The sequence below is a fragment of the Hymenobacter saemangeumensis genome (genome assembly GCF_039541835.1).
Classification (GTDB): Bacteria; Bacteroidota; Bacteroidia; order Cytophagales; family Hymenobacteraceae; genus Hymenobacter; species Hymenobacter saemangeumensis.
In genome coordinates this window covers 164,937-188,289 of sequence record NZ_BAABGZ010000006.1, presented here as the reverse complement: position 1 = coordinate 188,289, position 23,353 = coordinate 164,937, and the positions used below count along the sequence as shown (strand labels likewise).

19 protein-coding genes and 1 pseudogene are annotated in these 23,353 nt (G+C 64.7%); 10 read left to right on the top strand and 10 right to left on the bottom strand.

The window, feature by feature from the left end; translation table 11 throughout:
* Positions 1 to 52 precede the first annotated feature (52 nt).
* Both ABD919_RS01245 and ABD919_RS01240 read right to left on the bottom strand, forming a co-directional pair.
* Entirely contained in the window at positions 53 to 934 is an 882-nt protein-coding gene (locus ABD919_RS01245; RefSeq protein ID WP_345233051.1) for an ABC transporter substrate-binding protein, read from the bottom strand.
* A gap of 2 nt (positions 935 to 936) precedes the next feature.
* On the bottom strand, positions 937 to 1,596 hold the full coding sequence (locus ABD919_RS01240) for a hypothetical protein (RefSeq protein ID WP_345233049.1): 660 nt from the start codon (positions 1,594 to 1,596) through the stop codon (positions 937 to 939).
* Between the two features lie 115 nt (positions 1,597 to 1,711).
* Between ABD919_RS01240 and rfaD the strand changes: the two genes are divergently transcribed.
* The 4 genes from rfaD to ABD919_RS01220 all read left to right on the top strand — a co-directional run bounded on the left by rfaD (position 1,712) and on the right by ABD919_RS01220 (position 7,658).
* Complete coding sequence (gene rfaD, locus ABD919_RS01235; protein ID WP_345233047.1) at positions 1,712 to 2,680, top strand: ADP-glyceromanno-heptose 6-epimerase; 969 nt, start codon at positions 1,712 to 1,714, stop codon at positions 2,678 to 2,680.
* Positions 2,681 to 2,824: 144 nt separating this feature from the next.
* Complete coding sequence (locus ABD919_RS01230; RefSeq protein ID WP_345233046.1) at positions 2,825 to 4,228, top strand: FAD/NAD(P)-binding protein; 1,404 nt, start codon at positions 2,825 to 2,827, stop codon at positions 4,226 to 4,228.
* Between the two features lie 340 nt (positions 4,229 to 4,568).
* Positions 4,569 to 6,449: a choice-of-anchor Q domain-containing protein gene (locus tag ABD919_RS01225; protein WP_345233044.1), complete on the top strand. Its 1,881-nt coding sequence runs from the start codon at positions 4,569 to 4,571 to the stop codon at positions 6,447 to 6,449.
* A gap of 498 nt (positions 6,450 to 6,947) precedes the next feature.
* A complete protein-coding gene (locus tag ABD919_RS01220) occupies positions 6,948 to 7,658 on the top strand; it encodes a hypothetical protein (RefSeq protein WP_345233042.1) in 711 nt (236 codons plus the stop codon).
* Between the two features lie 228 nt (positions 7,659 to 7,886).
* On the opposite strand, the gene ABD919_RS01215 is transcribed toward ABD919_RS01220, so the two are convergent.
* The 4 genes from ABD919_RS01215 to ABD919_RS01200 form a co-directional block, all read right to left on the bottom strand.
* Positions 7,887 to 8,174, bottom strand: coding sequence for a hypothetical protein (locus tag ABD919_RS01215; RefSeq protein ID WP_345233040.1), 288 nt, complete (start codon positions 8,172 to 8,174; stop codon positions 7,887 to 7,889).
* A gap of 155 nt (positions 8,175 to 8,329) precedes the next feature.
* On the bottom strand, positions 8,330 to 9,337 hold the full coding sequence (locus ABD919_RS01210) for a zinc-binding dehydrogenase (RefSeq protein WP_345233038.1): 1,008 nt from the start codon (positions 9,335 to 9,337) through the stop codon (positions 8,330 to 8,332).
* Between the two features lie 110 nt (positions 9,338 to 9,447).
* Positions 9,448 to 10,329: a rhomboid family intramembrane serine protease gene (locus tag ABD919_RS01205; RefSeq protein ID WP_345233036.1), complete on the bottom strand. Its 882-nt coding sequence runs from the start codon at positions 10,327 to 10,329 to the stop codon at positions 9,448 to 9,450.
* Between the two features lie 69 nt (positions 10,330 to 10,398).
* Positions 10,399 to 11,154: a hypothetical protein gene (locus ABD919_RS01200; protein WP_345233035.1), complete on the bottom strand. Its 756-nt coding sequence runs from the start codon at positions 11,152 to 11,154 to the stop codon at positions 10,399 to 10,401.
* A 182-nt stretch (positions 11,155 to 11,336) separates the two neighbouring features.
* Here ABD919_RS01200 and ABD919_RS01195 point away from each other — a divergent pair, with 182 nt between their 5' ends.
* Positions 11,337 to 11,597, top strand: coding sequence for a hypothetical protein (locus ABD919_RS01195; RefSeq protein ID WP_345233033.1), 261 nt, complete (start codon positions 11,337 to 11,339; stop codon positions 11,595 to 11,597).
* A gap of 8 nt (positions 11,598 to 11,605) precedes the next feature.
* Here the strand turns inward: ABD919_RS01195 and ABD919_RS01190 are convergent, their stop codons facing one another.
* Positions 11,606 to 12,688: a transglutaminase domain-containing protein gene (locus tag ABD919_RS01190; RefSeq protein WP_345233031.1), complete on the bottom strand. Its 1,083-nt coding sequence runs from the start codon at positions 12,686 to 12,688 to the stop codon at positions 11,606 to 11,608.
* Between the two features lie 129 nt (positions 12,689 to 12,817).
* On the opposite strand from ABD919_RS01190, the gene ABD919_RS01185 reads away from it, so the two are divergent.
* Complete coding sequence (locus ABD919_RS01185) at positions 12,818 to 14,599, top strand: family 10 glycosylhydrolase (protein WP_345233028.1); 1,782 nt, start codon at positions 12,818 to 12,820, stop codon at positions 14,597 to 14,599.
* Between the two features lie 130 nt (positions 14,600 to 14,729).
* Here ABD919_RS01185 and ABD919_RS01180 read toward each other — a convergent pair whose 3' ends face one another.
* Positions 14,730 to 15,419: a hypothetical protein gene (locus ABD919_RS01180; protein ID WP_345233027.1), complete on the bottom strand. Its 690-nt coding sequence runs from the start codon at positions 15,417 to 15,419 to the stop codon at positions 14,730 to 14,732.
* Between the two features lie 258 nt (positions 15,420 to 15,677).
* Between ABD919_RS01180 and ABD919_RS01175 the strand changes: the two genes are divergently transcribed.
* Positions 15,678 to 16,799, top strand: coding sequence for an acyltransferase family protein (locus ABD919_RS01175; protein WP_345233025.1), 1,122 nt, complete (start codon positions 15,678 to 15,680; stop codon positions 16,797 to 16,799).
* Between the two features lie 90 nt (positions 16,800 to 16,889).
* On the top strand, positions 16,890 to 17,690 hold the full coding sequence (gene proC, locus ABD919_RS01170; protein WP_345233023.1) for a pyrroline-5-carboxylate reductase: 801 nt from the start codon (positions 16,890 to 16,892) through the stop codon (positions 17,688 to 17,690).
* Positions 17,691 to 17,776: 86 nt separating this feature from the next.
* Here the strand turns inward: proC and ABD919_RS23915 are convergent.
* Positions 17,777 to 18,122 (bottom strand): annotated as a pseudogene (locus tag ABD919_RS23915) (GxxExxY protein); the annotation flags it as partial.
* Positions 18,123 to 18,202: 80 nt separating this feature from the next.
* Complete coding sequence (locus ABD919_RS01165) at positions 18,203 to 21,370, bottom strand: serine hydrolase domain-containing protein (protein WP_345233021.1); 3,168 nt, start codon at positions 21,368 to 21,370, stop codon at positions 18,203 to 18,205.
* Between the two features lie 304 nt (positions 21,371 to 21,674).
* Between ABD919_RS01165 and ABD919_RS01160 the strand changes: the two genes are divergently transcribed.
* Positions 21,675 to 22,088 (top strand): hypothetical protein, encoded by a 414-nt coding sequence (locus ABD919_RS01160; RefSeq protein WP_345233019.1) that lies wholly within the window; start codon positions 21,675 to 21,677, stop codon positions 22,086 to 22,088.
* Between the two features lie 450 nt (positions 22,089 to 22,538).
* Positions 22,539 to 23,198 carry a hypothetical protein gene (locus tag ABD919_RS01155; protein ID WP_345233017.1) on the top strand — a complete coding sequence of 220 codons (660 nt, stop codon included), beginning with the start codon at positions 22,539 to 22,541 and terminating at the stop codon, positions 23,196 to 23,198.
* Positions 23,199 to 23,353: the final 155 nt, after the last annotated feature.

Sequence of the window (23,353 nt, the reverse complement as noted above, 5' to 3'; positions counted from 1 at the left end):
AAAAATTGAGGCAGACTTGTTACCGGAGCAGACCATTTTTAATTCATAATTTTTAATTTTTAATTAACTTCTGCAGCTCCCGCACGGCCTCCACTACGCGCGGGCCGGGGCGTTCCATGAGGTCGCCGGTGATGGGATACACGCGGCGGGTCTGATAGGCACGGATGCGGCGCAGCTCGGGGTAGTTTTTGAAGAAGGTGCTGTCGAGCTTGCCGAAGCTGCCGCCCAGCAGCACGTCGGGGTTGAGCTTGAGGATGTATTCGCGGGTGAGGGCCGGGAAAGGCTGCGCGAAGGTTTCCTGCACCGCATTCTGCCCGCCGGCCAGGCGAATCTGGTCGGTGAACAGCGTGTTCTGCCCGTAGCAGTAGATGGGGTCCTGCCAGGTGATGGCCAGCACGTTGGGGGTCTTGGAGTCTTGGGGACTTGGGGACTTGGTTAGCTGCCGCACTTCCCGACGCAGCGAGTCGGTGAGCTTTTTGGCCTGGCTTGCGCGGCCCAGCAGGCGGCCCAGGTCGTCGAGGCCGCGAAATACGTCTTCCACCTTTTGGTAGCGCTGGAAATACACCGGGATGCCCAGCTCCTGCAGGCGCTGCGCGTCGTCGGGCGAGGTGATGCCTTCAATGGTGAATACCACATCCGGGCGCAGGGCTACCAGCTTTTCCAGGTCCAGCGGGTAGTTATTCACCACGGGCTTGCGCAGGGCACCGACGGGGTAGTTGTCCTGGGGCACGCGGGCAATGATGGTGCTGGTGTCGGCCACGGCAAACAGCATCTCGGTCATGCTGGGGGCCAGGGCCAGGATGCGGCGCGGCTGAGCGGGAAGGTTGACGGTGCGGCCCAGGTCGTCGCGCAGGGGGGCGGCTGGGGTTTGGGGGTGTTCCGACTGGCAGCCTACGGCCAGCAGCAACAGCAGCAGAAAAGGGAAACGGAGCATGCCTACTTAATGGTGTAATCAGATATGAGTTGAATTTCCGTCACTACACCTTGGTCGAGATGGCAGTACTGGATTTGACCATCGACTACATATGTGAGGGCTATAATGCGTAAAGGGTGCGCCTCTTCCAGGTGCAACGATTGAAAAAGCGCGGCCAGCACGTCGCGCTGAGTCATGCCCACGTGTATGCCGGTGGCTAGCGGTATGGCTGGTTCCGTCAATAGGCCGGAAGTTATATCCAGCCAGGGCCCGTAGTCATACTCCTCACCAGGCGACATCTTAACCATGCGTACCTTGTTCGTGCCCCTGGTAAAGGTGTAGACGCGCACCGGCCCGGTATTGCCAGGGTTTTCGAGCTCAGAGGTAAGGGTGAAGCCTGGGTAGCGAGTCAGAAATGCCTTGGGGGTTTCAAACTTTCCCAATGGATAAGCCACGGCACTACTTCCCGACACAACGACCAGGGTATCGCTCCGCTGGTAGACACCGCTAATTTCGTAGCGCGGGTGGGCTTGGAAGTCGAGCGTATCGATGTAGCGTGGTGATTGTTTCTCCATCTCCGCTGAGGCAGGTAGGCTTGCATGAGCCGGGTCCTCACGTCCGGGAGAGGCCGATTCGCATCCAACGACGAGCAGCAACAGCAGCAGAAAAGGGTAAAAACGCATGCCGCAAAGGTAGGCGCCCGGGTAGCGCGGAATTCCATTCTGCGCCCTGTCACACCCGGCGCGGACTGGAATTCCGCGCTACGCTACCTTTGCCCTCTCCCCAACCCTGCCCAGTATGATAGTCGTCACCGGCGCGGCCGGCTTTATTGCCAGCTGCCTTGTCTCCCGCCTGAACGCGGCCAATTTCAACGACGTCGTGGTCGTCGACAACTTTTCTGTGGAAAAAAAGCTGCCCAACATCCAGGGCAAGCAGCTGCGGGAGTACGTCGACCGCAACGAGTTTTTCGACTGGCTCGACAAGAACCATGCGCAGGTGGAGTTCATCTTCCACCTCGGCGCCCGCACCGACACCACCGAGCAGGACCACGCCGTGCTCGACCTGCTGAACCTGAACTACTCCAAGCAGATGTGGCAGGCCTGCGTGCGCTACCAGCTGCCGCTGGTGTACGCCTCCTCGGCCGCCACCTACGGCGACGGCATGCTGGGCTACTCCGACACCGAGGACGCCCTGTTCCCGCTCTACCGCCCCCTCAACCCCTACGGCGAGTCGAAAAATGACTTCGACAACTGGGCCCTGGCTCAGGAAGAAAAGCCCTACTTCTGGGCCGGCCTGAAGTTTTTCAACGTGTACGGCCCCAACGAGTACCACAAGGGCCGCATGGCGTCGGTAATCTTCCACGCCTTCCACCAGATTCAGCAGTCGGGGTCCATGACCTTGTTTAAGTCGCACCACCCCGACTACACCGACGGCGGGCAGATGCGCGACTTCGTGTACGTGAAGGACGTAGTGGACGTGTGCTTCTTCCTGATGCAGCACCGCAAGGACTCAGGCATCTACAACCTGGGCAGCGGCGAGGCCCGCACCTTCCTCGACCTGGCCCTGAACACCTTCAACGCCCTGGGCCGCACGGCCGACATTCGCTTTAAGGACACACCCGAGGACATCCGCGACAAGTACCAGTACTTCACCCAGGCCGAGATGGGCAAGCTTAAAAGCATTGGCTACAGCCAGCCTTTCACCCGGCTCGAAGACGGCATTGCCGACTACGTGCAGCACTACCTGCTACCGGGCAGGTATTATTAGTAGCGCGGACACTGCGAGTCCGCGCCTTGCCGGCCCACCCGATTGTTCTTGCGCGCGGACTCGCAGAGTCCGCGGTACTGCCCGCTCACCCAGCCGTTTGAATGCCTTTCAGGCTACACCTATCCGCTTTCCGTGCCCCCGACTGTGACTCCGTCTTCGCTTCGTCCCGTCATTACCATTGTGGGCGGCGGCTTTGCGGGCTCGGCGCTGGCCGTGCAGCTGTACCGGCAGCCGGGGCTGAGCGGGGCCGACATTCACCTGATTGAGCCGCGGGAAAAGCCCGGCCCCGGCCTGGCCTACACGGCGCGGCGGCCGGAGTACCTGCTCAACGTGCGCCCCGGCGCCCTGAGCTTTTACCACGAGCAGCCCGCTCACTTTCTGCACTGGCTGCAGCAGCAGCCCGAAGCCCGGCAGGGCCTGCCCGACTTTGCTTCCCGCGCCACCTACGGCCGCTACCTGGCCGAGGAAGTGGCGGCCGTGCTGGCCGCGCCCAGCCCCAGCGGCAACCGCGTGCACTGGCACCACAGCAAGGCCCTGGCCGCCTCTCCCCTACCCACTGGCCTGCGGGCGGTGGAGCTGGCCAGCGGCGAGGTAATTGCCAGCCACTACGTGGTGCTGGCCCTGGGCAACTTCCCGCCCCCGCCCCCGGCCGGCCCCGACCTCGCCTACCTGGAGCACCCTGGCTACCACGCCGACCCCTGGGCTGCCGGCAACCTGCGCCGCATTGGCGCCCACGACTCGGTGCTGCTCATCGGCTCGGGCCTGACGGCGGTGGACGTGCTGCTGGCCCTGCGCCAGGACGGGCACGAAGCCCCAGTGACGGTGGTGGCCGGCCACGGCCGCTGGCCCGCCGCGCACGGCAAGCCCGGCCCCGCCTACCCCAGCTTCTACGCCGAGCTGGCCGGCGAAACCACCGTCAGCGGCGTGCTGCGCACCGTGCGCCGCCACATGCGTGAGGCCGCCGCGCAGGGCCTGGACTGGCGCCCGGTGCTTGACTCGCTGCGGCCCCACCTGGGCCACATCTGGGCCGCCTGGCCCCTGGCCGAGCAGCGTCTGTTTCTGCGGCACTGGGCCGGCATCTGGTCGGCGGCCCGGCACCGCAGTCCGCCGGAAAATGCGGCCGCGCTGGCGGCCCTCACCCGCACCGGCAAGGTGCGCCTCACCCTGGGCCGGGTAAGCGAGATAAAGCCCTTTGGCAACCACCTCGAAGTACGCATCAAGCCCGGCAACCGGCCCGGCACCTGGTACCCCATGCAGCACGTAGTGTGCTGCGCCGGCCCCCTGCTCGACTACAGCCGCATTCAGGAGCCCCTGGTGCAGCAGCTGCGCGAGGCCGGCGAGCTCACCCCCGACCCCCTGCGCCTGGGCATGCTCACCGACGAGCACGGCGCCCTGCTCAGCCGGCAAGGCCACGCCTCGGCCCAGCTCTTCACCCTGGGTGCCAGCCGCCGCCCGGCCTACTTCGAGTCGACAGCGGTGCCCGAGCTCCGGCAGCAGGCCGCCGCCCTGGCCCGGGAGCTGACACAGCGGATGAGCAAGACAGCGTAAGCCGGCAGACCGCGCTGCTGCAAGTCTGTCTGTTTGGCAGCAAAGGATAAGAAGACAAGGTGCTGTTATAGCCTTAAGCAACAGCAACGGCAGCACGTCCTTCCCCTGGCGTACACGCCGCGAGGCCTTCGCAAATCTGAACCACTAAATATCTATACCTCAGCCATAAAACGAGGGGGTTGACAGCTGCGGGGCTGGCCCTAAGTGGCAGGCTGTGGAAATGCTCCGGCAATGTATCGGGCTCTGCTAACCGGACAGGCCACAGCAGCATATATTTTCTATTATCTAATTTTGATGTGAAGTTCCGAATGGAATGGCAGCTCCTCTATTCCTTATGGCTATGCGTTTTTTACCCGGGCTCTGTGCTCTTCTTATTGCCTGGGCCGCTCCGCAGGCCGCCCGGGCCACCAACCGCTACGTATCGGCCCCCACCAACCTGCCGGCTGGCAACGACGCCAACCCCGGAACCCTGGCCCAGCCCTACGCCACCCTGCAGCGGGCAGCCGATGTAGCACAGCCCGGCGACACGGTGCTGGTGCGGGGCGGCACCTACACCAATCCCTGCGCGCAATGCCAGGTGGTGGTGATTTCCCGGGGCGGCACGCCCAGCCAGTGGATTACCTTTCGCAACTACCCCGGCGAACAGCCGCTGCTGCGCTTCAACGGGTGGGGAGGCTTTTCCCTGCGGCCCGGTGCCGCCTACATCGAGATTCGCGGGTTTCGCGTGCAGGGGGCAGTAAGTACCGTGACGGTAGCCGCCGCCCAGGTGCAGAACCAAAGCTGCAACCCCGACGGTACCATCCGCCCCGGTTCGTTCGAGCCCATCTACAACGGCAACGGCATCGAAGCCGATGGGCGCAGTGCCAGCGGCAGTCAGGTGCGCCCCCACCACCTGCGCTTCGTCCGCAACGAAGTGTTTGAGTGCGGCGGCGGCGGAATCGGGGCCATTCAGTGCGACTACGTGACGATAGAAGACAACCTGGTGTACAATAATTGCTGGACCTCCCTGTTTGGCAACAGCGGCATCTCGCTTTATCAAAGCTGGAACTTCGACACGGCCCCGGGCTACCACATGCTGGTGCGCAACAACCGCTGCTTTGGCAACCGCCTTTACGTGAAGTGGATTGGCATGTGCGAAATCACCGACGGCAACGGCATCATCATCGACGACACCCGCAACACGCAGAACGGCTCGGCGCTCGGGGCCTACCAGAGCCGCACGCTCATCGCCAACAACGTGGTGGTCAACAACGGCGGCTCGGGCATTCATGCCTACTCCAGCGACCACGTCGACATCGTCAACAACACAGCCTACCAGAACTCGCAGAGCCCGGAAATCGACGGCGGAGAGATATTTGGCAATTCCGCATCCGACCTCTTCATTGCCAACAACATACTGGTTGCCAGCGCTGGCAACCGGCTCAATACGGCGTATTCCAACACTGGCGTAGCCTACCGCAACAACCTGTTTTTTGGTGGCACCACCGCCGCCGTGCTTGGGCAGAATGCCGTGCAGGCCGACCCTCGCTTCGTGGCCCCGTCGCTGAACCCGGCCACGGCCAACTTCCGCCTGCTGGCCAGCAGCCCGGCCATTAATGCCGGCACAGCCACCGCCGCGCCCGGCACCGACCTGACGGGGGCCACCCGCCCCGTGGGCGCGGGCTACGACCTCGGCGCCTACGAGTACGCCGGCCCGCTGCCCGTCGAGCTGCTGCGCTTCACGGCCCAGCGCCAGGGACCGGCCGCCGTGCTGTTGTGGGCCACGGCTTCGGAAACGCGCAACGCGGGCTTCGGCGTGGAGGCGTCGGCCGACGGCCGCACCTTCCGGCGCATTGGCTGGGTGGCAGGGCGGGGCTCGGGCAGCGCACCCATTGCCTATACCTTCCGCGACCCGGGCCTTCTGGCTTACGCCACCGCTACGGTGTACTACCGTTTACGGCAAACCGATACCGACGGCAGCTTTCGGTTCTCGCCGGTACAGGCCGTGTCCTGCGAAGGCAGCGGGCAGGAAGCGCTGCACCTGGCGCCCAACCCCGCCGGCCCGGGCAGCCGCGCCGTGCTTACCGGCCCGGCAAATGCAGTGGTGCACGTAGTGGACGCGCTGGGCCGGGTGGTATGGCAGGGGCGCACCGGGCCGGCCGGCTCGGCCGAGCTGCCCGTACCTGCCGGCTTGTACGTGGTGCGCTGCGCCGGGCGCACCGTCCGCCTGCAGCAGGAATAAAGCTTTTCCCTCTGCCGGCTGCTGGCTGCAGAGAAGATTGATACGAATGGGCAGCATCTGCTACTGGCAAAAGGCAGGATGCTTCCCGCCCCGGCTCCCGCCACTACCTGCTGACGAGGGGGCGACTTCGCTACCTGCCCGACCAGAGCCGAACCCCGCTGCTGATGCGGGGCTGCCTGAGCGCGGAATCCTGAAACGCATAAAGTGGGCCGGTGGGGGCTGAGCCGCTATGCCGTTGGCCAGTTCGGCGGCGCCAACAACCGGCGGAATACGTGCAGCAGGCGGCCCCGAAGGCACCTGCCAGGGCCTGCACGAAAGGCACCCGCCCCTTCATCCAACGCACTAAGCACTTGGTCCTGCTGAGCGGGTTGTTGGTCCAAGCCACGGGCCGCCATGCTTGGAGCAACCCCGCTCGCCATCAAACCTTTGTGCCAGCTACTCCCCACCAGCCGGCACAAATGCTGGCTTTGGCATTCCACAACTCGCTTTTTACCTCCTATGAAGCACCTCTTCATCTTGTTGCTCCTGGTTAATGCCCGGGTGGGCTTACCAGCACAGGCCCAGCACACAGGGGCCACTTCCACCCCACGACAGCACAGCAGCCTGCCGGTATTATTCCCGCAAGGCCCTGCTTGGGACGCATTGCCGGCAGCCGACGGCCCGCCTGCTTTGCAGGACTGGAAGGCCAGCCGACAGGCCGCAGATGAAGAATCTCTGTGGGACAGACGCTTTAACAGCGCCTTCGCTTACTACCCGGCTTATGTGCGCGACTACAAAGGAAACCTGGTTCACATCAGCCGTTATGCCTTAAAGCCTGGCGGGGGGGCTGGCAACGGCCTGCCGCATGGTCAGCACCCAGCTTCGGGTCCGCGTACGCTGCCGGTGATGGGGGCACCGGCAGCCCTGCGGCAGGCCCTTCAATTTATTGGAGCCCAGCGCTACTTGTGGCAGGACTCGATTGCCGAAACCCGCTTGCAGCGGGAGCAGGACAACCTGAATGCCACCTACCGCCCCACGGGTGAGCTGGTTACCGTGTGCCTGCCCCGCACCAACGCGCAGGCTTTGGTCTGGAAATTCGACGTTCAGGCCCAGCAGCCGCGCAGCCGAAGCTACGTTTATGTGGATGCCTATACCGGGCAGGTTGTACTGCAGGAACCGATGCTGGAGCTTGCCGGTGCTGCCTCCACAGCCCCCGCCAACCAGCCTTAACGGGCGCGTAGGCAGAAAGCAAGCGCCCGGAATAAAGCGCTTCACAGGGCAGGGGTTTAGTTAAAAGTTGGGAGTTAAAAGCTGTTCCGGTTTTACCCTTTAGCGCAGTTTCGCCGCGGGTGTAGCGTGGACTCTGCGAGTCCGCGCGTGTGAACGTTCAACCGCGCGGACTCGCAGAGTCCACGCTACAATTCCACTGACTTCAAAACCGTGGAATGCCGACCTGCTTTAGGCGGCCATCCGCTCCTGCCCGGGGTACAGAGGCACCACGGGCACATCGGCGGAGAATACCGACGATGCCGGAATGGCAGTGGGCACGGGGTGAGTGGTGCCGGTGGATTCGTCGGCGTGGCGGCGCAGGGCGCGCATGAGCAGGTACTTGTAGCGCTCAGCGTCGGCCAGGGCTTTTTCTACGGCCTGAACGGCGTCGTGGTAAGCTACAACCGGCTGCAGCTCACGGCGCGGACGGCGGGCTTCGAAGACGAGATTTTCGAGGTATTCGGCGGGTGCTTTCATGGCTAAAATGGCAGCCGGCCGATAGGGCGACCGGGCTGATTAGTAAACCAGAAAAACGCTGTTTTCATTCCCTTTTTCAGGGTTTTAAAGCCCGGCAGAAAGCAATTATTCTACCTCGTAATCAAAGGGTACAGGCCCAGCTTTTCTAAGCACTGCTACGGAATCCGCAGCACGATTTTGCCGAACTGCAGGCCCTGCTCCAGGCGGCGCAGGGCGGCTTCGCCCTCGGCCAGGGAGAACACCTCATCTACCACCGGCACAATCTGCTTTTCCTGCACCAGGGCCAGCATCTGGGCGAAATCCTGCTCCGTGCCCATGGTGGAGCCCAGGATGCTGAGCTGCTTCCAGAATACCCGGGCCGGGGGCAGCTGCGGAATGGCGCCCAGCGTGCCGCCGTAGAACACGATGCGCCCACCCGGCGCGGCTGCGTCCAGCAAGGCGTTGAATCCCGGCCCGGCGGCGCTGTCGATGATGACATCGAATGGGCCGCCGGCCTGCTTTACCAGCGTGGCGGCCCAGTTTTCTTCTCGGTAGCTGATGCCGCCGCGGGCTCCCAGCGCCCGGGCCCGCTGCAGCTTATCGTCTGAGCCCGAGGTTACCCACACCTCGGCGCCCCGGGCCAGGCAGAGCTGCACGGCCACCAGGGCCACGCCGCCCCCGGCCCCGGTTACCAGCACCCGCTCGCCGGGCTGCACCTGGGCGCGGGTGAAGGCCGCCCGGTAGGCCGTGAGGCCGGCCAGCGGCAGGGCCGCCCCCTGCTCAAAGCTGAGGTGGGCCGGCATGGGCTGGATGTAATGGGCCGGCAGGCAGATGTACTCGGCAAAGGTGCCCGGGTCGGGCATGCCCAGCACCCGGAATGCCCGGCCCTGGGCCCGGGGGTTGTCGCCCCACTCCAGGCCGGGGTTGATGAGCACGGCGGTGCCCACCGCGGGCGCAGAGCCGGCCACGCCCTCGCCCCAGGCGGCCACCGTGCCGGCGCCGTCGGCGCCCAGGGTACAGGGCAGGCGCAGCCCGGCGTACTGCCCCTTCTGAATCCAGACGTCGCGGTGGTTGAGGGCCGCCGCGTGCAGCCGCACCAGGATTTCGCCGGGCCCCGGGCTGGGCGTAGGAACGTCGCGGACGGTTACCGGCTGGTGCACGGCATCGAGCTGAAGGGCAAGCATGCTTTGTTGAGTTATGAGTTATGAATTATGAATTATTGCGCTGCACAGCGCTTTTACATACTTAAAAGAAGGAGCTTAACCCCAGCGCATTCCTAGGAGCCAGATGACTTTTACCTTTTACCTTTTAACCGAATAAGCGCCAGGGGGCCGGCCACAAACAAGCCGGTGGCCAGGCCGCCGATGTGGGCCGCGTTGTCGATGTTGCCGTTGATGCCGGAAATGAGGTTGCTGACCACCAGGTAGAGCACCAGGCCCAGCATGGCCCGCCGGTTGAACTTGTCGAGCACAAGGCGGCGGCTAAGCAGCAAGACCAGCAGAAAGCCATACAAGCCAAAAATAGCCCCACTGGCGCCTACCGAGTTTACGCCTCCGGTATGGTACCACAAGCTGGTGAGGGCGCCGCCAATGCCGCTCACCAGGTACACCAGCGCCATCCGGCCGGCCCCGGCCCGCGCCTCAATCAGCACGCCCAGCAGCCAGAGCGACAACATATTCAGCAACAGGTGGGCCGTGCCGGCGTGCACAAACTGACTGGTCACCAAGCGCCAGGGCTGGTCCGGCAGGGTTAGCCCCGAGAGGTTGGAGCCCCAGAGCACCAGGTCGTGGCCCGAGGGCTGGGTGGCCGACACCCCACTCAGCAGCATGGCCCCGAACACCAGCAGGTTAAAATGCAGCAGTATGGGCGTGGCCGCAAAGTCGCGCGAAGGAATAAACAGCCCACTCAGCAGCTGCCTGAGCATGCCCAGCCAGGTATCGGGGGGCGAGGGAGGCGGGGGCGGTGCTGGCCGGGCGGCGTCGGGCAGCAGGCCCCGGCGCTGCAGCTCGGCCACAGCCGCCGCCCCCACTGCCGGCGGGTAGCGGCCCGCATTCTGGGCCAGATACAGCAGCTCGGCCTCCGATTTCTGCGCAAACAGCTGCGCAGCCAAAGCGGCAGTAGAGCCCGGGGCAGGGCTTTGGTCAGCGTTCGGGTCGGGTGGAAAGGGCGCTTGCATTACTGGGAGCCGGCAAGGAGCACGCCATAATTGCGATACCGACAGTTTGCCAGTACGGCGCCCACCTGCCTAGAGGTGTATGGTACGCACCTGGGCCCGGTACGGCTTGCCGGTGGCGGGCGACTTGGGCAGCAGCCCGCTTAGCATGTCGTACGTGTCGGCATCACGCTTTTTGGTATCGGCATTTTCGAGGGGCTGGCGGGAGGCTACCAGGGCCGGCAGGTCGGATAACGCCGACTGCTGCTGCGTCGACACCCGCGACATAATGTCGAGGTGGTTGGTCATGGTGGGGCCAAACTTGTAGCTGTACACGAGGGCTTTGTTGAGCTGCTGCCAGGCGCCCTGCACCAGGGAAACCTGGTTGGCAAACAGCTCGCCGCCCTGCCCTTTGCGGGCCTGCTCGGTGATGTACTCGGTCAGGGCCTCGGCCGTCCAGAACCGCTTGGTGAGCTCACGGTACTGACGCAGGGCCATGGCATCGGCTTTCTCCGACTCGGGCACTTTCTTGAGCTGCTGCTCCACGCTGCGGGTTACGGCCGCTTCGTAGTTGGGCATGGCCGTGGTGGGCACCTCCACCAGCTTGTAGTCTTTGTGGGGCTTGGCGGCCGCCCCGGGCTTGCTTCCGTCGGCGCTGTCGCAGCTGCTCAGGCCGGCGGCGCCCATCAGCAGGGCCAGCACCAGCGTGGCCCGGCCCCAGCGCGCAGGGATGCCCCCCCGCCCCGCTGCAGCTTCTGCATCGGTGGGATTGGGACGGTAGCCCGAAGCCGGAAATAAGAAATCGGGGTGGGTTTTCTGCTGAGGCAAATTGTAGGAAGCGTCCGACACGGAATAGCTGAATAAGGAATGAAAAAGAACACGGAAGAATTTCCGGACAATATGGGCAGCCAAGTTCGGGCGGCAAAATCAATTTTTCGCTCAACCGCTTACGCTAAGCCGCGTAAAGCCCAACACTAAGGCCTTCACCAGGGCCCTTCAGCCCACCTTCCACTTTCTCTTTTCAATACGCCATGCCAGACCCCCAGCCCACCCCCACCGACCCGCGCCCCGACCAGGCCCCGGCCAGCAATACCCCTGACCAGGCTCAGGAGCAGCAGTCCACCACCCAGAAGAGCAACCAGAAAGAGTCGCCCAACGCCAGCAAAAGCACCCAGCAGAACATGGGCGACGGTGCCGGCATCCGCGGCGAGTACGGCAACGCCAGCCAGACCAACGGCATGGAAGGCGGCCCCGACTCGCCCGAAACCGACACCGAGCGGACCGGCTCCTGAGCCGGGGCTTAGCGGCGCAGGTAGCCGGTGGTATCAGCACTGGCCAGCTGCGCTGCGCGGGCCGCGGGCTCTACCGAATACCGCAGCAGGTACTTACGGGAATGGGCGTCGTTTTTCTGACCGATGACGACGCCTATTTTTTTGGCGTCCCGCACGTCGGCAACGAAAAAGGCCCGGCGGTAGCCGGCGCTGTCCCGAAACGGAACGCTGCGCCAGTCCATCTCCAGGCTTAGCTCCACCCCGGGCGGGGCCCGGAAAACAAACTCCACCGGCTCCCCCGATACCAGCCTGGCCCGCCGCGGCACCCGCACCAGGCCAACGGGGTACGGGGTGGCGAACACCTCCGGCAACGGCCCGGCCCGAAAACGCCCGCGCGGCGCCAGCACCCGCCGCAGGTAGGTCCCGTCGAGCCCCAGCTCAAACCACACCGACGACACGCAGCCCCAGCCCCGGAACTCGGCCGAAGTGGCCGGCTGGGGCAGCAGCTGCCACTTCGGCTCGGTGGGCAGGTGCGAGAAAATAGCGGCGGCCGGGGGCGTATCAAACCAGAACGGGTTGAACCCTTGCGTAAACGCCAGCTTGTCGTCGACGCTGCCCGCGCCCCAGGTGGCATCGGCCAGGTGCCAGGTGCCGCCCGCCTGGTACACGTTCCAGGCATGGTTGGGGGCTTTGCCGGCCAGCGGGTCGGGCTGGTCGGAGGTGCGGCCGTAGCCGCTCACCGTGCGGGCCGGCAGCTGCATGGCCGTGGCCAGGGCCGTAAACAGGTCGGCATACCCCTGGCAGATGGCCCGGCGGCCGGCCAGTACCTGCGCAGGGGTGTGGCCCGGCCCGGTCTCGCCGCGTAGAAAAGCCGTGTCGTAGGCGACGTGGGTAGCCAGCCAGGCGAAGATGAGGCGGGCCTTTTCCTCGTCGGTGCAGGCCTGGGCGGCCAGGCTGGCAGCCAGCTGTGTTACCGTGGCGGCCTGCGCATCGGGCAGCTCGCGCGCAAACCGGTCGAGGCTGGCATAGCCGGCCGTGGGCAGCGCCTGGCTGCGGCCCACGGCCGGCAGCAAGCTTAGTACCGCCCCCAGAATGTGACACATGCGCTTCATACAACCCGTAAGATAAGGCCTGCCCCCGAAGAAAGCCCGGAACCGGCGCCATAATTACAGCCGCCCGCCCCGCTAACGCGCCGCCACCGCCGTAATTTGCGGGACTTTTCGTGTTGCTGACTTCTGTTGATGTTTCGTTTTCCCGCCGCTGGCCTTTTTTGCTGTTTCCTTTTTTTCCTGATAGCCGGCCTGGCCGGCCCCGCCCGCGCCCAGGCCGACGAAGACGCCCCGCCGCCCAAGCGCGAGCTGCGGGCCTTCTGGATTGCCTCGGTGGCCAACATCGACTGGCCCGTGCAGCGCGGGCAAAGCCCGGCCCTGTACCGGCGCGACTACCTCAAGCTGCTCGACGCCGGGCAGCAGGCAGGCCTGAACGCAGCCTTCGTGCAGATACGGCCCGTGTCGGATGCCTTCTATAAGTCGGGCCTGGAGCCCTGGAGCAAGTACCTCACCGGGCAGCAGGGCAAGGCGCCGGCCGGCGACGACGACCCCCTGCCCTTTCTCATCACCGAAGCCCACAAGCGGGGCATGGAGTTTCACGCCTGGTTCAACCCCTACCGGGCCACCATGGACTCGGTGACGCGCACGCTGGCGCCCAGCCACCCGCTGAAGCAGCACCCGGAGTGGTTTATCAAGTACAACGGGCAGTACCTCTACAACCCCGGCCTGCCCGAGGTGCGGGCCTACATCAAGCGGGTGATTATGGACGTGGTGCGGCGCTATGATATCGACGCCGTGCACTTCGACGACTACTTCTACCCCTACCCCGAGGCCGGCAAGGTGCTGCCCGACGCCGCCGCCTTCCGGGCCCACAACCCCGACAGCCTCAAGCTGGCCGACTGGCGCCGGCAGAACGTGAACGCCCTCATCCACGACCTGCACGACAGCATCCGGGCAGCCAAGCGCTGGGTGAAGTTCGGCATCTCGCCCTTCGGCGTGTGGATGAACAAGTCCAAGGCCTTCCCCGAGGGCTCCGACACCCGCGCCGGGCAGCCCTCCTACGCCAACCTCTACGCCGACACCCGCCTCTGGCTGCAAAAGGGCTGGATTGACTACATCGTGCCCCAGCTCTACTGGAGCACCAACTTCAAGCTCTGCCCCTACCCCGTGCTGGTGGACTGGTGGGTGAAAAACCGCTTCGACCGCCACCTCTACATCGGGCACGGCACCTACCGCATGCTGGAGAGCACCCGTTCCGACACCACCTGGCGCAACCCCCGCGAGCTGCCCCGGCAGATTCGCCTCAACCGCAGCTATGGCGGCGAAGTAGGCGGCAGCGTGTTTTTCTCGGCCCGCTCCCTGGTGAAAAACCCGCTGGGCACCACCGACAGCCTGCGCCAGGACCTGTTCCGGGCCCCGGCCCTGGTGCCCACCATGCCCTGGCTTGATGCCGTGCCGCCCCAGCCCGTGGCCAACGCCGTACTCAGCCGTGCCGGCCGCCAGATTACCCTAGGCTGGGAGTCGGGCCCGCCGGCCGCCGATGGCGACGCCGCCACCTACTACGCCCTCTACCGCTTCGACGGCGACGAGCAGCCCACGCCCAACGACCCGCGCAGCATCCTGGCTCTGCCCCGGCCCGCCCCCGGCAACCCCGGCGCCTACATCGACACCACGGCCGTGCCCGGGCAGGCCTACGCCTACTACCTCACCGCCTTCGACCGCCTGCACAACGAAAGCCGCCCGGTGCGCCTGTTCACCAGTGGCAAGCTGCCCGTGGAGGTGGTGAAGGCCGGCAGCCCCGCCGTGGCTGCCGGCACCCCGCCGCCCATCGTCATGGCCCCGCCCGTGGCCGTCACGCCCTCCGAGGCCGACCTGGTAAAAGTCAAAATCAAGCAGGCCGAGGACAAGGTGAAGGTGAAAGCCGAAGCCAAGAAGAAGCGCGGCTTCTTCGCCCGGCTGTTTGGCAGGAAGTAGCGCGGGCTTTCAGTCCGCGGGGCAGAACGACTCTCCGGGCCCAAAGGCAGACGGAAAGCAGCTGCTGAAGTCGCCACCCCAGCCGAGACCACACAATTCCACGGGCACAAACGCGAACTGAACGTCCGCGCTACAACAGCTCGTCCATTCTGGCGGGGCTCAGGCTCCGCAGGTATTCGCCGCACCGCCGGAGCCCGCTGCCCGGCCGATGCCGGCTTACCACGTAGTACCCGCCGGCAGTGGCCGCCTCCAGCGTCCACCCGCCTTCCGCGGCTCCCGTGTCGGCCACGCAGGCGGGCAGCTGCCAGAACCCGGCCTGGTCGAGCAGGGTGGTAAACTGCCGAACCTGCGCGGTGTTCAGCGCAACCAGCTCCGCATTCACCACCACTACTGGTGCCCGGGCCCGGGCCGCGGTTGCCAGGTACTCATCGTTGGTGGCCAGCAGCTGCTGCTCCTGCAGGAGGCGTTTCCGCTCGTCAGGCGTGAGGTGGGGATGGTCGGGGTTGGGCCCGGGCGGGAGCGTCGTGACGCCGAACTGCTGCGGATGCTTGTTCAGAAACTGGGTTTGCAGCACGCCCCCGTCCGGCGTCCGGCGCAGAGTGAGCAGCAGCGGCCTGCTGTAGCGGCCCCGCCACAGCAGGCGGTAGCTGGGCTGGCCCTGGTAATAATTCGACAGCACCGGTGCGCCAAAGGCGAAAAGGTAGCGCGAGACGGCGCGGTATTCCCGCCGGCACTGCCGGTTTGCCGCCGCATCCGCAAACCAGCCGGCACCACCACTTACCCGGGCCGGGAAGTAGCTGGTAGCTGAATCGCGGGGCACTCCATCCGCGCCAGAAACCCCCTGACTTTGCCGATAAGCAAACGGCTGGGATGAGTCGGAGCAGGCCGTAAGCCCTGAAAGTAGCAGCCCACCGGCCGCAAGGGTAGCGCGTAGCATTGATTTAAATGAATTGGGGCCCCAATAACGCCAGCCGAAGGCTAAGCCGGCTACATCAGGCCCGCGAAGTAGCGCATTGGTATCCGGCCTTACCCCTTCAGGTATTTACGCCCTACTTTCGGGCAAAGCTTCCCGCTGCTCATGCCCCCTCCGCTTACCGCCCCCACTACCCGCCTGGTTTCCCTCGACGTATTCCGTGGCCTCACCGTGGCCCTGATGCTGCTGGTGAACCACCCCGGCGACTGGGACCACATCTACGCCCCGCTGGCCCATGCCGAGTGGCACGGCTGCACCCTGGCCGACCTGGTGTTTCCGTTTTTCCTGTTCATCGTGGGCGTGAGTACGGTGTATGCGCTGGCGGCGGCCAAACGGGAAGGGCGAGGCAGAGCGGCCCTGGCGCAGGTGCTGAAGCGGGCCGCCGTGCTGGCGGGCCTGGGCTTGTTTGCTTCCACCTGGCTGGATTTCGACCTGGCCACCCTGCGCATTCCGGGCGTGCTGGTACGCATTGCCCTGGTGTACGCGGCCGGTGCCTTCCTCTTCCTGTACACTTCCTGCCGCGGGCAGCTGGCCCTGCTGCTGGCGCTGCTGGCCGGCTACGCGGTGCTGCTGCAGGTAGTGCCCGTGCCCGGCTTCGGCCCGGCCAACCTGGAGCCGGCCACCAACCTCGGCGCCTGGCTCGACCGCACGGTGCTGGGCGAGAGCCACCTCTGGAAGCAAAGCCGAACCTGGGACCCCGAAGGCCTGCTGGGTACGCTGCCGGCCATTGGCACGGCCATTCTGGGTTTGCTGGCCGGGCAGTGGCTGCGGCAGGAAGTTCGCTCTCCTATTCAGCGCACGCTGGGGCTGCTGGGCACCGGCTTCGCGCTGGCCACCGCCGGGCTGGCCTGGCACCCGTGGTTCCCCATCAATAAAAGCCTTTGGACCAGCTCCTACGTGCTGTTTACCGGCGGCATGGCGGCGCTGATGCTAGCCGTACTGTACTGGCACTGCGACCTGCGTCGGCGCACGGGCTGGACCAGCCCTTTCCGAGCGCTGGGTGTGAATGCCCTGGCCGTCTTTTTCGGCTCCAGCATTCTGGCCCGCACCCTCAACCGCGTCCATATCGGCGAGCTGAGCGTGAAGGACTTTTTGTACCAGAAAGGCATTGCCCCCTGGTTTGAAAACCCCAAAGCAGCCTCACTGGCCGGCGCGGTCGTCTCCCTGCTCATCTGGTGGGCCGTGCTGGGCTGGCTCTACCGCCGCAATTGGGTGTGGAAAGCCTGATTGGTTGATGTGCTGATTTTTTGATGTGCTGATGAGAATTCTACCTTTTCCAGCCCTGACAACTGACAACTACCACCTGACAACTAAAAAATGAAAATCCTCATCATCGGCGGCGGCAACATGGGGCTGACGTATGCCCGCAGCTTTGTGCGCGCCCACATCACCTCGCGGCTCGACTTGCGGCTGCTGGCCCGCTCACCGGAGCGGGTGCCAGCCCTGGCCATCCATGAAGTAGGCACCGTGTGGGGCCACCCCAGCGAGTGCGTGCCGGGGGCCGACATCATCATCCTGGCCGTGAAGCCCCAGGATTCCCGTGCGCTGTTTGAAGGCCTGCGCGGCCTGGTGCAGCCCCAGCAGCTGGTGCTGAGCATCATGGCCGGCGTGCGCATTGCCACCCTGCGCGAAGAGCTGGGCACACCCAAGATTATCCGGGCCATGCCCAACCTGCCCTCCCAGATTGGCATGGGCATGACGGCCTTCACCAGCACCGATGAGGTGACGCGGGCCGAGCTGGTGCAGGTGCAGAACCTGCTTTCCACCACCGGCAAGACGGTGTATGTGGAGACCGAAAGCGCCATCGACGCCAGCACGGCCATCTCCGGCAGCGGGCCGGCCTACGTGTACTACTGCATGGGCGCCCTCATGGATGCCGCCGCCCAGATGGGCTTCGCCCCGGCGGAGGCCGAGCTGCTGGTCAGCCAGACCTTTCGCGGGGCCGTGGAGCTCTACTCCCAGGCCGGCCTGAGCTGCGAGGACTGGATTGCACGGGTGGCTTCCAAGGGCGGCACTACGGAGGCGGCGCTGCGGGCTTTCGGCGCCGGCGCGGTACGGGAGGGGCTGATGGCAGGCGCCACGGCGGCGCGGGACCGGGCAGAGGAGCTGGGGAAGTAGCTTACGACAACGCCTTTAGCGCTGTGCCTGTTTCCCGCAGTGAGCGCAGTGTCGTTCTCGAGGCCGTTCACCCGGCGATGCATGTGTTCTTTTAGCCGGTCGACGTTGAAGTTGATGAGCAGGCCAAGCTTGAGACCGGATAGCTTCAGATAAGTGGTGAGCTGTTTGAAATGTACTTCCTGCAGCGTCTCAACTGATTTCAACTCCACTATCACCTTGCCTTCTACCAGTAAGTCGAGCCGGTAACCTGCCTCCATGGCAATTCCCTTGTATACCATGGGCATAGGCACCTGCCTAGCTACCTGTAAGCCTGCTTGGCAGCTCATGAGCCAAAGCCGTCTCATATACCGATTCCAACAGGCCAGGCCCCAGGTCAGTATGAACCCCATAGGCTGCCTTGCGAATTTGGAAAGAAATCTGGTTCTCGTGCATACCGCAAGGTATATCGCCAGAACAACACTGCGTTCACTGCGCAACCCACCGCGCCCACTGCGGGACATCGGCAAAGGAAATCAGCGCCGCAAAGCCTCAATTGCCGCCTGCTGAATATCCGTCCGCACGTTCAGCTGGCTCAGCTTGTTGTTGTGCCGCGAGGTATGCACGCGGTTGCTGAGCACCACCACCACCAGCTCCGTCTCGGGGTCGACCCAGAAGTAGGTGCCCGTGAAGCCCGAGTGCCCGAAGCTGCGCGCCGAAGCGCCTTTGGCCGTGTTGCCGGCCGGCGTGGCTGCCTGCCGGTCGAAGCCCAGCCCGCGGCGGTTGCCGGGGCAGAACTGGCAGCGCGTGTACTCCTCCAGCACCTCCTTGCTGAACAGCTGCTGCCCGCCGTAGCGCCCACCCCAGGCGTAGGCCTGGGCCAGCTTGGCCACGTCGTTGGCCGTACCAAACAGGCCCGCGTGCCCCGAGATGCCGCCCAGCAGGGCCGCGCCCTCGTCGTTCACAGTGCCGTGCAGCAGCTGCCGCCGGAATGCGGAATCGTACTCCGTGGGCACAATGCGCGGGCGCGCGAAGTGGTTTTTGGGCTTAAACTTCAGCGTGGTGGCCCCCAGCGGGCGGTAGATTTCCTTGTGCAGGAAATCCTCGAACTCCATGCCTGTGCGCTGCCGCACCAGCTGCGGATAGAGGTAGAACGACAGGTCGGAATACACATAGCCCGGCTTCTCGTTCAGGGGAGACTCGCCAATTTTCTCCAGTAGCAGCTCGGGCAGGTCGCGGCGGGCCCACAGGCCCTGGGCCACCGGCAGCGGGAAGCGGGCTGAGGAGTCGGTGTGGATGTAGCGGCGGCGCAGCTCGCCGTCTTTGTTGGTCAGGTCTTTCCAGAAGGGAATAAACGCCTTCAGGCCCGCCTGGTGGCTGAGCACGTCGCGCAGCTTCAGGTCGGCCTTGTTGGTTTTGCGCAGCTCCGGGAAGTACTGGCCCAGGGTGCTGTCGAGGCTGAAGCGGCCGGCTTCCTGCAGCTTCATCAGGGCCGGCGTGGCAGCCAGGGCCTTGGTCAGCGAAGCCAGGTCGTACACATCGGTATCACGCACGGGCCGGGGAATAGACGGGGATACGGAAGAGGGCATCGGGGACACGGACTTATCCTTTTTCCGCTTCTCCTTCTTCCCCTTCCCTTGTCCCTTATTGCCTATGCCCTCTTCCCCATCCCCTACAAAGCCCGCGTACGTCTGGTTGCCGTAGCTTTTGCGCAGCACCACGGCCCCTTTGCGGGCGATGAGCACCTGCATACCCGGTGTGGCCTGCGCAGCCAGAGCCCGGCCCACAATGCTGTCGATGCGGGCTTCGAGGCGGCCGTCCAGGCCCACATCTTCGGGCGTGGCGTAGCGCAGGCGCAGCCCGCCCTCGCTGATGAGGCCCGTGCCCAGGGGCAGCTTGTCGGACACCGTGACGGGCAGCTGGCCCTGGGCGCCGATGCCGCCGAAGATAAGCTGGGCGGCATTGCTCTGGGCATTCTGGCTTTCCTGGTAGGCCAGCACCACGGCCCCGGCCCGGTCCAGGTCGCGGATGCGGCCCACGGCGTAGGCCGAGCCAAACACACTGATTACTACCTGCTGCCCGGGCTTGGTAAGCTCGCGCAGCAGCATGTTGGTTTCGGGCGTGATGCCGAAGCTGCTGGCCGGGGAGCGGCCCAGGTTCTGCAGGCCCACCAGTATCAGGTTATACGGAAAAAGCTTTTCACGCAGGGCCGTCAGCTCGTCGAGGCTGGCAGTGGCCGACAGCCGGAAATGGTCGGCCGGCGCGTAGTCGGCCACGGCCTTTTGAAACTCGGTGGTGTCGGTCAGCACCGAGCCGCCCACCACCAGCGTGGCAATGCGCAGGGTGTCGAGGCGGCGCAGGGGCAGCAGGTTGCGCTGGTTGCGCAGCAAAGTCAGGCTCTGCTCGCTCAGGCGCCGGCTGAGGTAGCGGGCGTGGGGCGGGTTCAGGTCCTGAAACAGGTTGCTGGTGTTAACGGGGCGGTACTTGTGCAGGCCGGCCCACTGCTTCAGGGCCAGCACGCGCCGGCAGTGCTCGTCAATCTCCCGCTGGGAGATGCGGCCGCTGTCGACGGCCGCCCGCACCATGCGCAGGGCCAGGGGCACGTTTTTGCTGAACTCCAGGATGTCGTTGCCGGCCAGCAGGGCCCGCACGTCGGCCTCGCCGGGCGGAAACTTGCTGATGACGCCCTGCATGTTCATGGCATCGGTGAAGACAATGCCGCGGAAGCCCAGCTCCCCGCGCAGGAAGTCGGTGACGATGGGCCGCGACAGGGTGCTGGGGCCACCGGTGGTGTCCAGCGCCGGCACGTTGAGGTGGGCAATCATCATCCCGCCCACCCCGGCTTTAATCAGGTTGCGAAAGGGCGGCAGCTCCAGGGTATCGAGCCGGCGGCGGTCGACGCGCACCGTGGGCAGGGCCAGGTGGGAGTCGGCATCTACGTCGCCGTGCCCGGGGAAGTGCTTGGCCACGGCCAGGATGCCCGCATCCTGCATGCCGCGCATGTAGAGGCGGCTGGCCCGGGTTACGGCCGCCGGGTCTTCGCCCCAGGAGCGAAAGCCAATGACGGGGTTGGCCGCGTTGTTGTTGACGTCGACCACGGGGGCGAAGTTGACGTGCATGCCCAGGCGCTTGAACTGCCGGGCTACCTCGCGGCCCATGTCGTAGAGCTGCAGGGAGTCGGACCGGGTGCCTGCGCCCAGGCTCATCTGGTAGGGGAAGCGCAGCACGCTATCCAGGCGCATGCCTACGCCCCACTCGGCGTCCATGGCCACCAGCAGCGGCACGCGGCTCTGGCTCTGGTAGCGGTTGAGCAGGCGCGCCTGCCGGCCCGGGCCACCCTGGAAAAATATCAGCCCCCCAATGCCGTAGCGCTGAATCAGGGCCGACACCGAGTCCTCGTCCACACGCTTTCGGTTGGAGTAGGCCGCCACCATAAACAGCTGGGCCGCCCGCTGGTCGGGCGTGAGCACCCGCATCAGCGAGTCGACCCAGCGCGAGCGCAGGTACTGCGTGAAGGCCGGCGCTCCCGGGGCCGGGGCTTTCTGCCGGGCCGCGGCCTGGGCGGCAGCCCGCCGGGCCGCCTCTGCGCGGGGCAGAGCCGGGCGGCGCACCGGTCCCGTAGGCCGGGCAGGCCGGGTTTGGGAAAAGGCAGTGGACAGCGGCAGCAGGCCGCACAAAACAACTAGCAGAACAGAAAAGCGCACGCGAAACGGGGAAATAAACCGAACCACGAAGATAGCCCGGCCCCGCCGCAAGGGCCGCGCATGCGCAGCCAGCAACCCGTTGGGTGGACGGGTTACGGGATAAAGTGCGTGAATACTTTGCAAGGCTCAAAAACCAGCCAAAACTGCACTTCAAATGGTTTTTTTTGCAGTTTATTGAACCTAACCATTCGTTGGCAGCATTGAGTGAAATAGTAAAAACTCCTGCCCGTCTTTCCTGTTGCGTAGCTTTGTGGCTGCTGAGCGGGCTTGCGCTTCGTTCCATTTCCTTTCTGCATCCTGTTGCATGAACCCTTCTGCTCTTCGATTATATTTTGAAAATCCTGTTGGCCGGGTGCTGGAGCATCCCGATGGCTATGCCCTGGTGCAGTACCACGCCGGCAAGCGCAAGCTGCATCACCTACAGGCATTTCTGACGCACACCGGCCAGCTGTTGCGGCGCAATAGCTGGAACAAGATTCTGGGCGACCAGCGTCAGATGGAAGCCTTCACTGAGGAAGAAACCACCTGGATTGTGAACTACTGGCTGCAGGCCGCGCAGCGTGGCGAGAATATTTACGGCGCCGTACTCCTGCCCACCGACGCGTATGCGCAGCTTTCCGCAAGCCAGGTGATGGAAGAGGCGCAGGCGGCGGCGCTTACCTACCGGGTGTTCGACGATGAGGAAGCGGCCCAGCAATGGCTAAAGCAGTTGACTTAGAGCGGAATTTCAGGCCTTTGCCCCGGTTATAAACCGCCTTTTCACGAGAGAGAAAATCTAAATCAGGCCCCGGCACAGCAGCTGTTCTTTATCGGAGCAGCTGCTGTGCCGGGGCCCTTGCTGTTGCTGGCCTTCCTGTTCCAGATAGCGCGACTCTGTCGCAGGAAAACAGGCGCAGGTTGCGTAGCCCGTCTGCTGCTTCTGTCGCGTTCCTTATGTCTGGTAAGCGCCGGGAGGAGTTAGCCTTTTCAGCTAGTGAGGACAGAAATTCTGGCGGTCTGCATCCCCCGAGCTGGCTCGGCCTGCCGCCACCATTTTCCAGGTGCGCGGCCGGAAACGAAACACCCTCGCCTGCTTCGCGTAAAGCCAATCTTAGCGCCGCAGGTATTCCTATACTAGCGGGGCCTTTACGCTGCTTACCTTACCTACTTACCTTCACTTTCACACGCCATGCTTACGCTTTTCTCCTCGTTTTCTGACTTAGTGCGCACCCAGCGGTCCGCACTGCTGCTGCCGCTGTCGCTCACGGCCCTGCTGCTGACCAGCAGCTGCGCTGCCACCAGCGAGCAGGATACAGGCGGCACTACTACGGCCACGGCCACCACCACCACCACGGACGCTACGGGCACCGGTGCAACCGGCACAGCTGATGCTGGCGGTACCGGCACCGCCGCAGGTACTGGCACTACCGACATGAGCGCGCTGCCCAAGTCGGCCCGCAACGTACTTACCCCGGCCGAAATAGCGGGCATTCTCAACCGCCCGGTGGCTCTGCAGACCGGCTCTGACTCTACGGCAGCCATGAGCACCACCACGGCCGCCTACGTGGCCAGCGATGCCGGTGCCACTTCCACCGCGCCCCTGGTTATGATTCGCCTGGCTGGCGACGGGCAGCTGGCCGACTCTCGGGATATGGCCCGCAATGCCCGCCATAAAGTTTCCGACCAGCCCAGCCTGGGCCGCTCGGCCTTTTACGACGACACCGAGGGCAGCCTCTACGTAAACAAAAACGGGCAGACGCTTATCATTAGCGTGCCCGGCGAAATACCGGGCAAAACCCGGCAGCAGGTAGCTACCCAGCTGGGTCGTATTGCCACCGGGCGCATGTAAGGCAGCCGGCCTTACTGCCGACAAAGCCAAGGCCGTCGTGCCGCGCTTGTTAATCCGCTTTCTGACTTGGTCGGAGAGCGGGTTTTACAAGCCCGGCACGACGGCTTTTGTGGTTTTCGGGGCCGGGGCCGTCCGCAACCTCCTTGCTTGGTCGG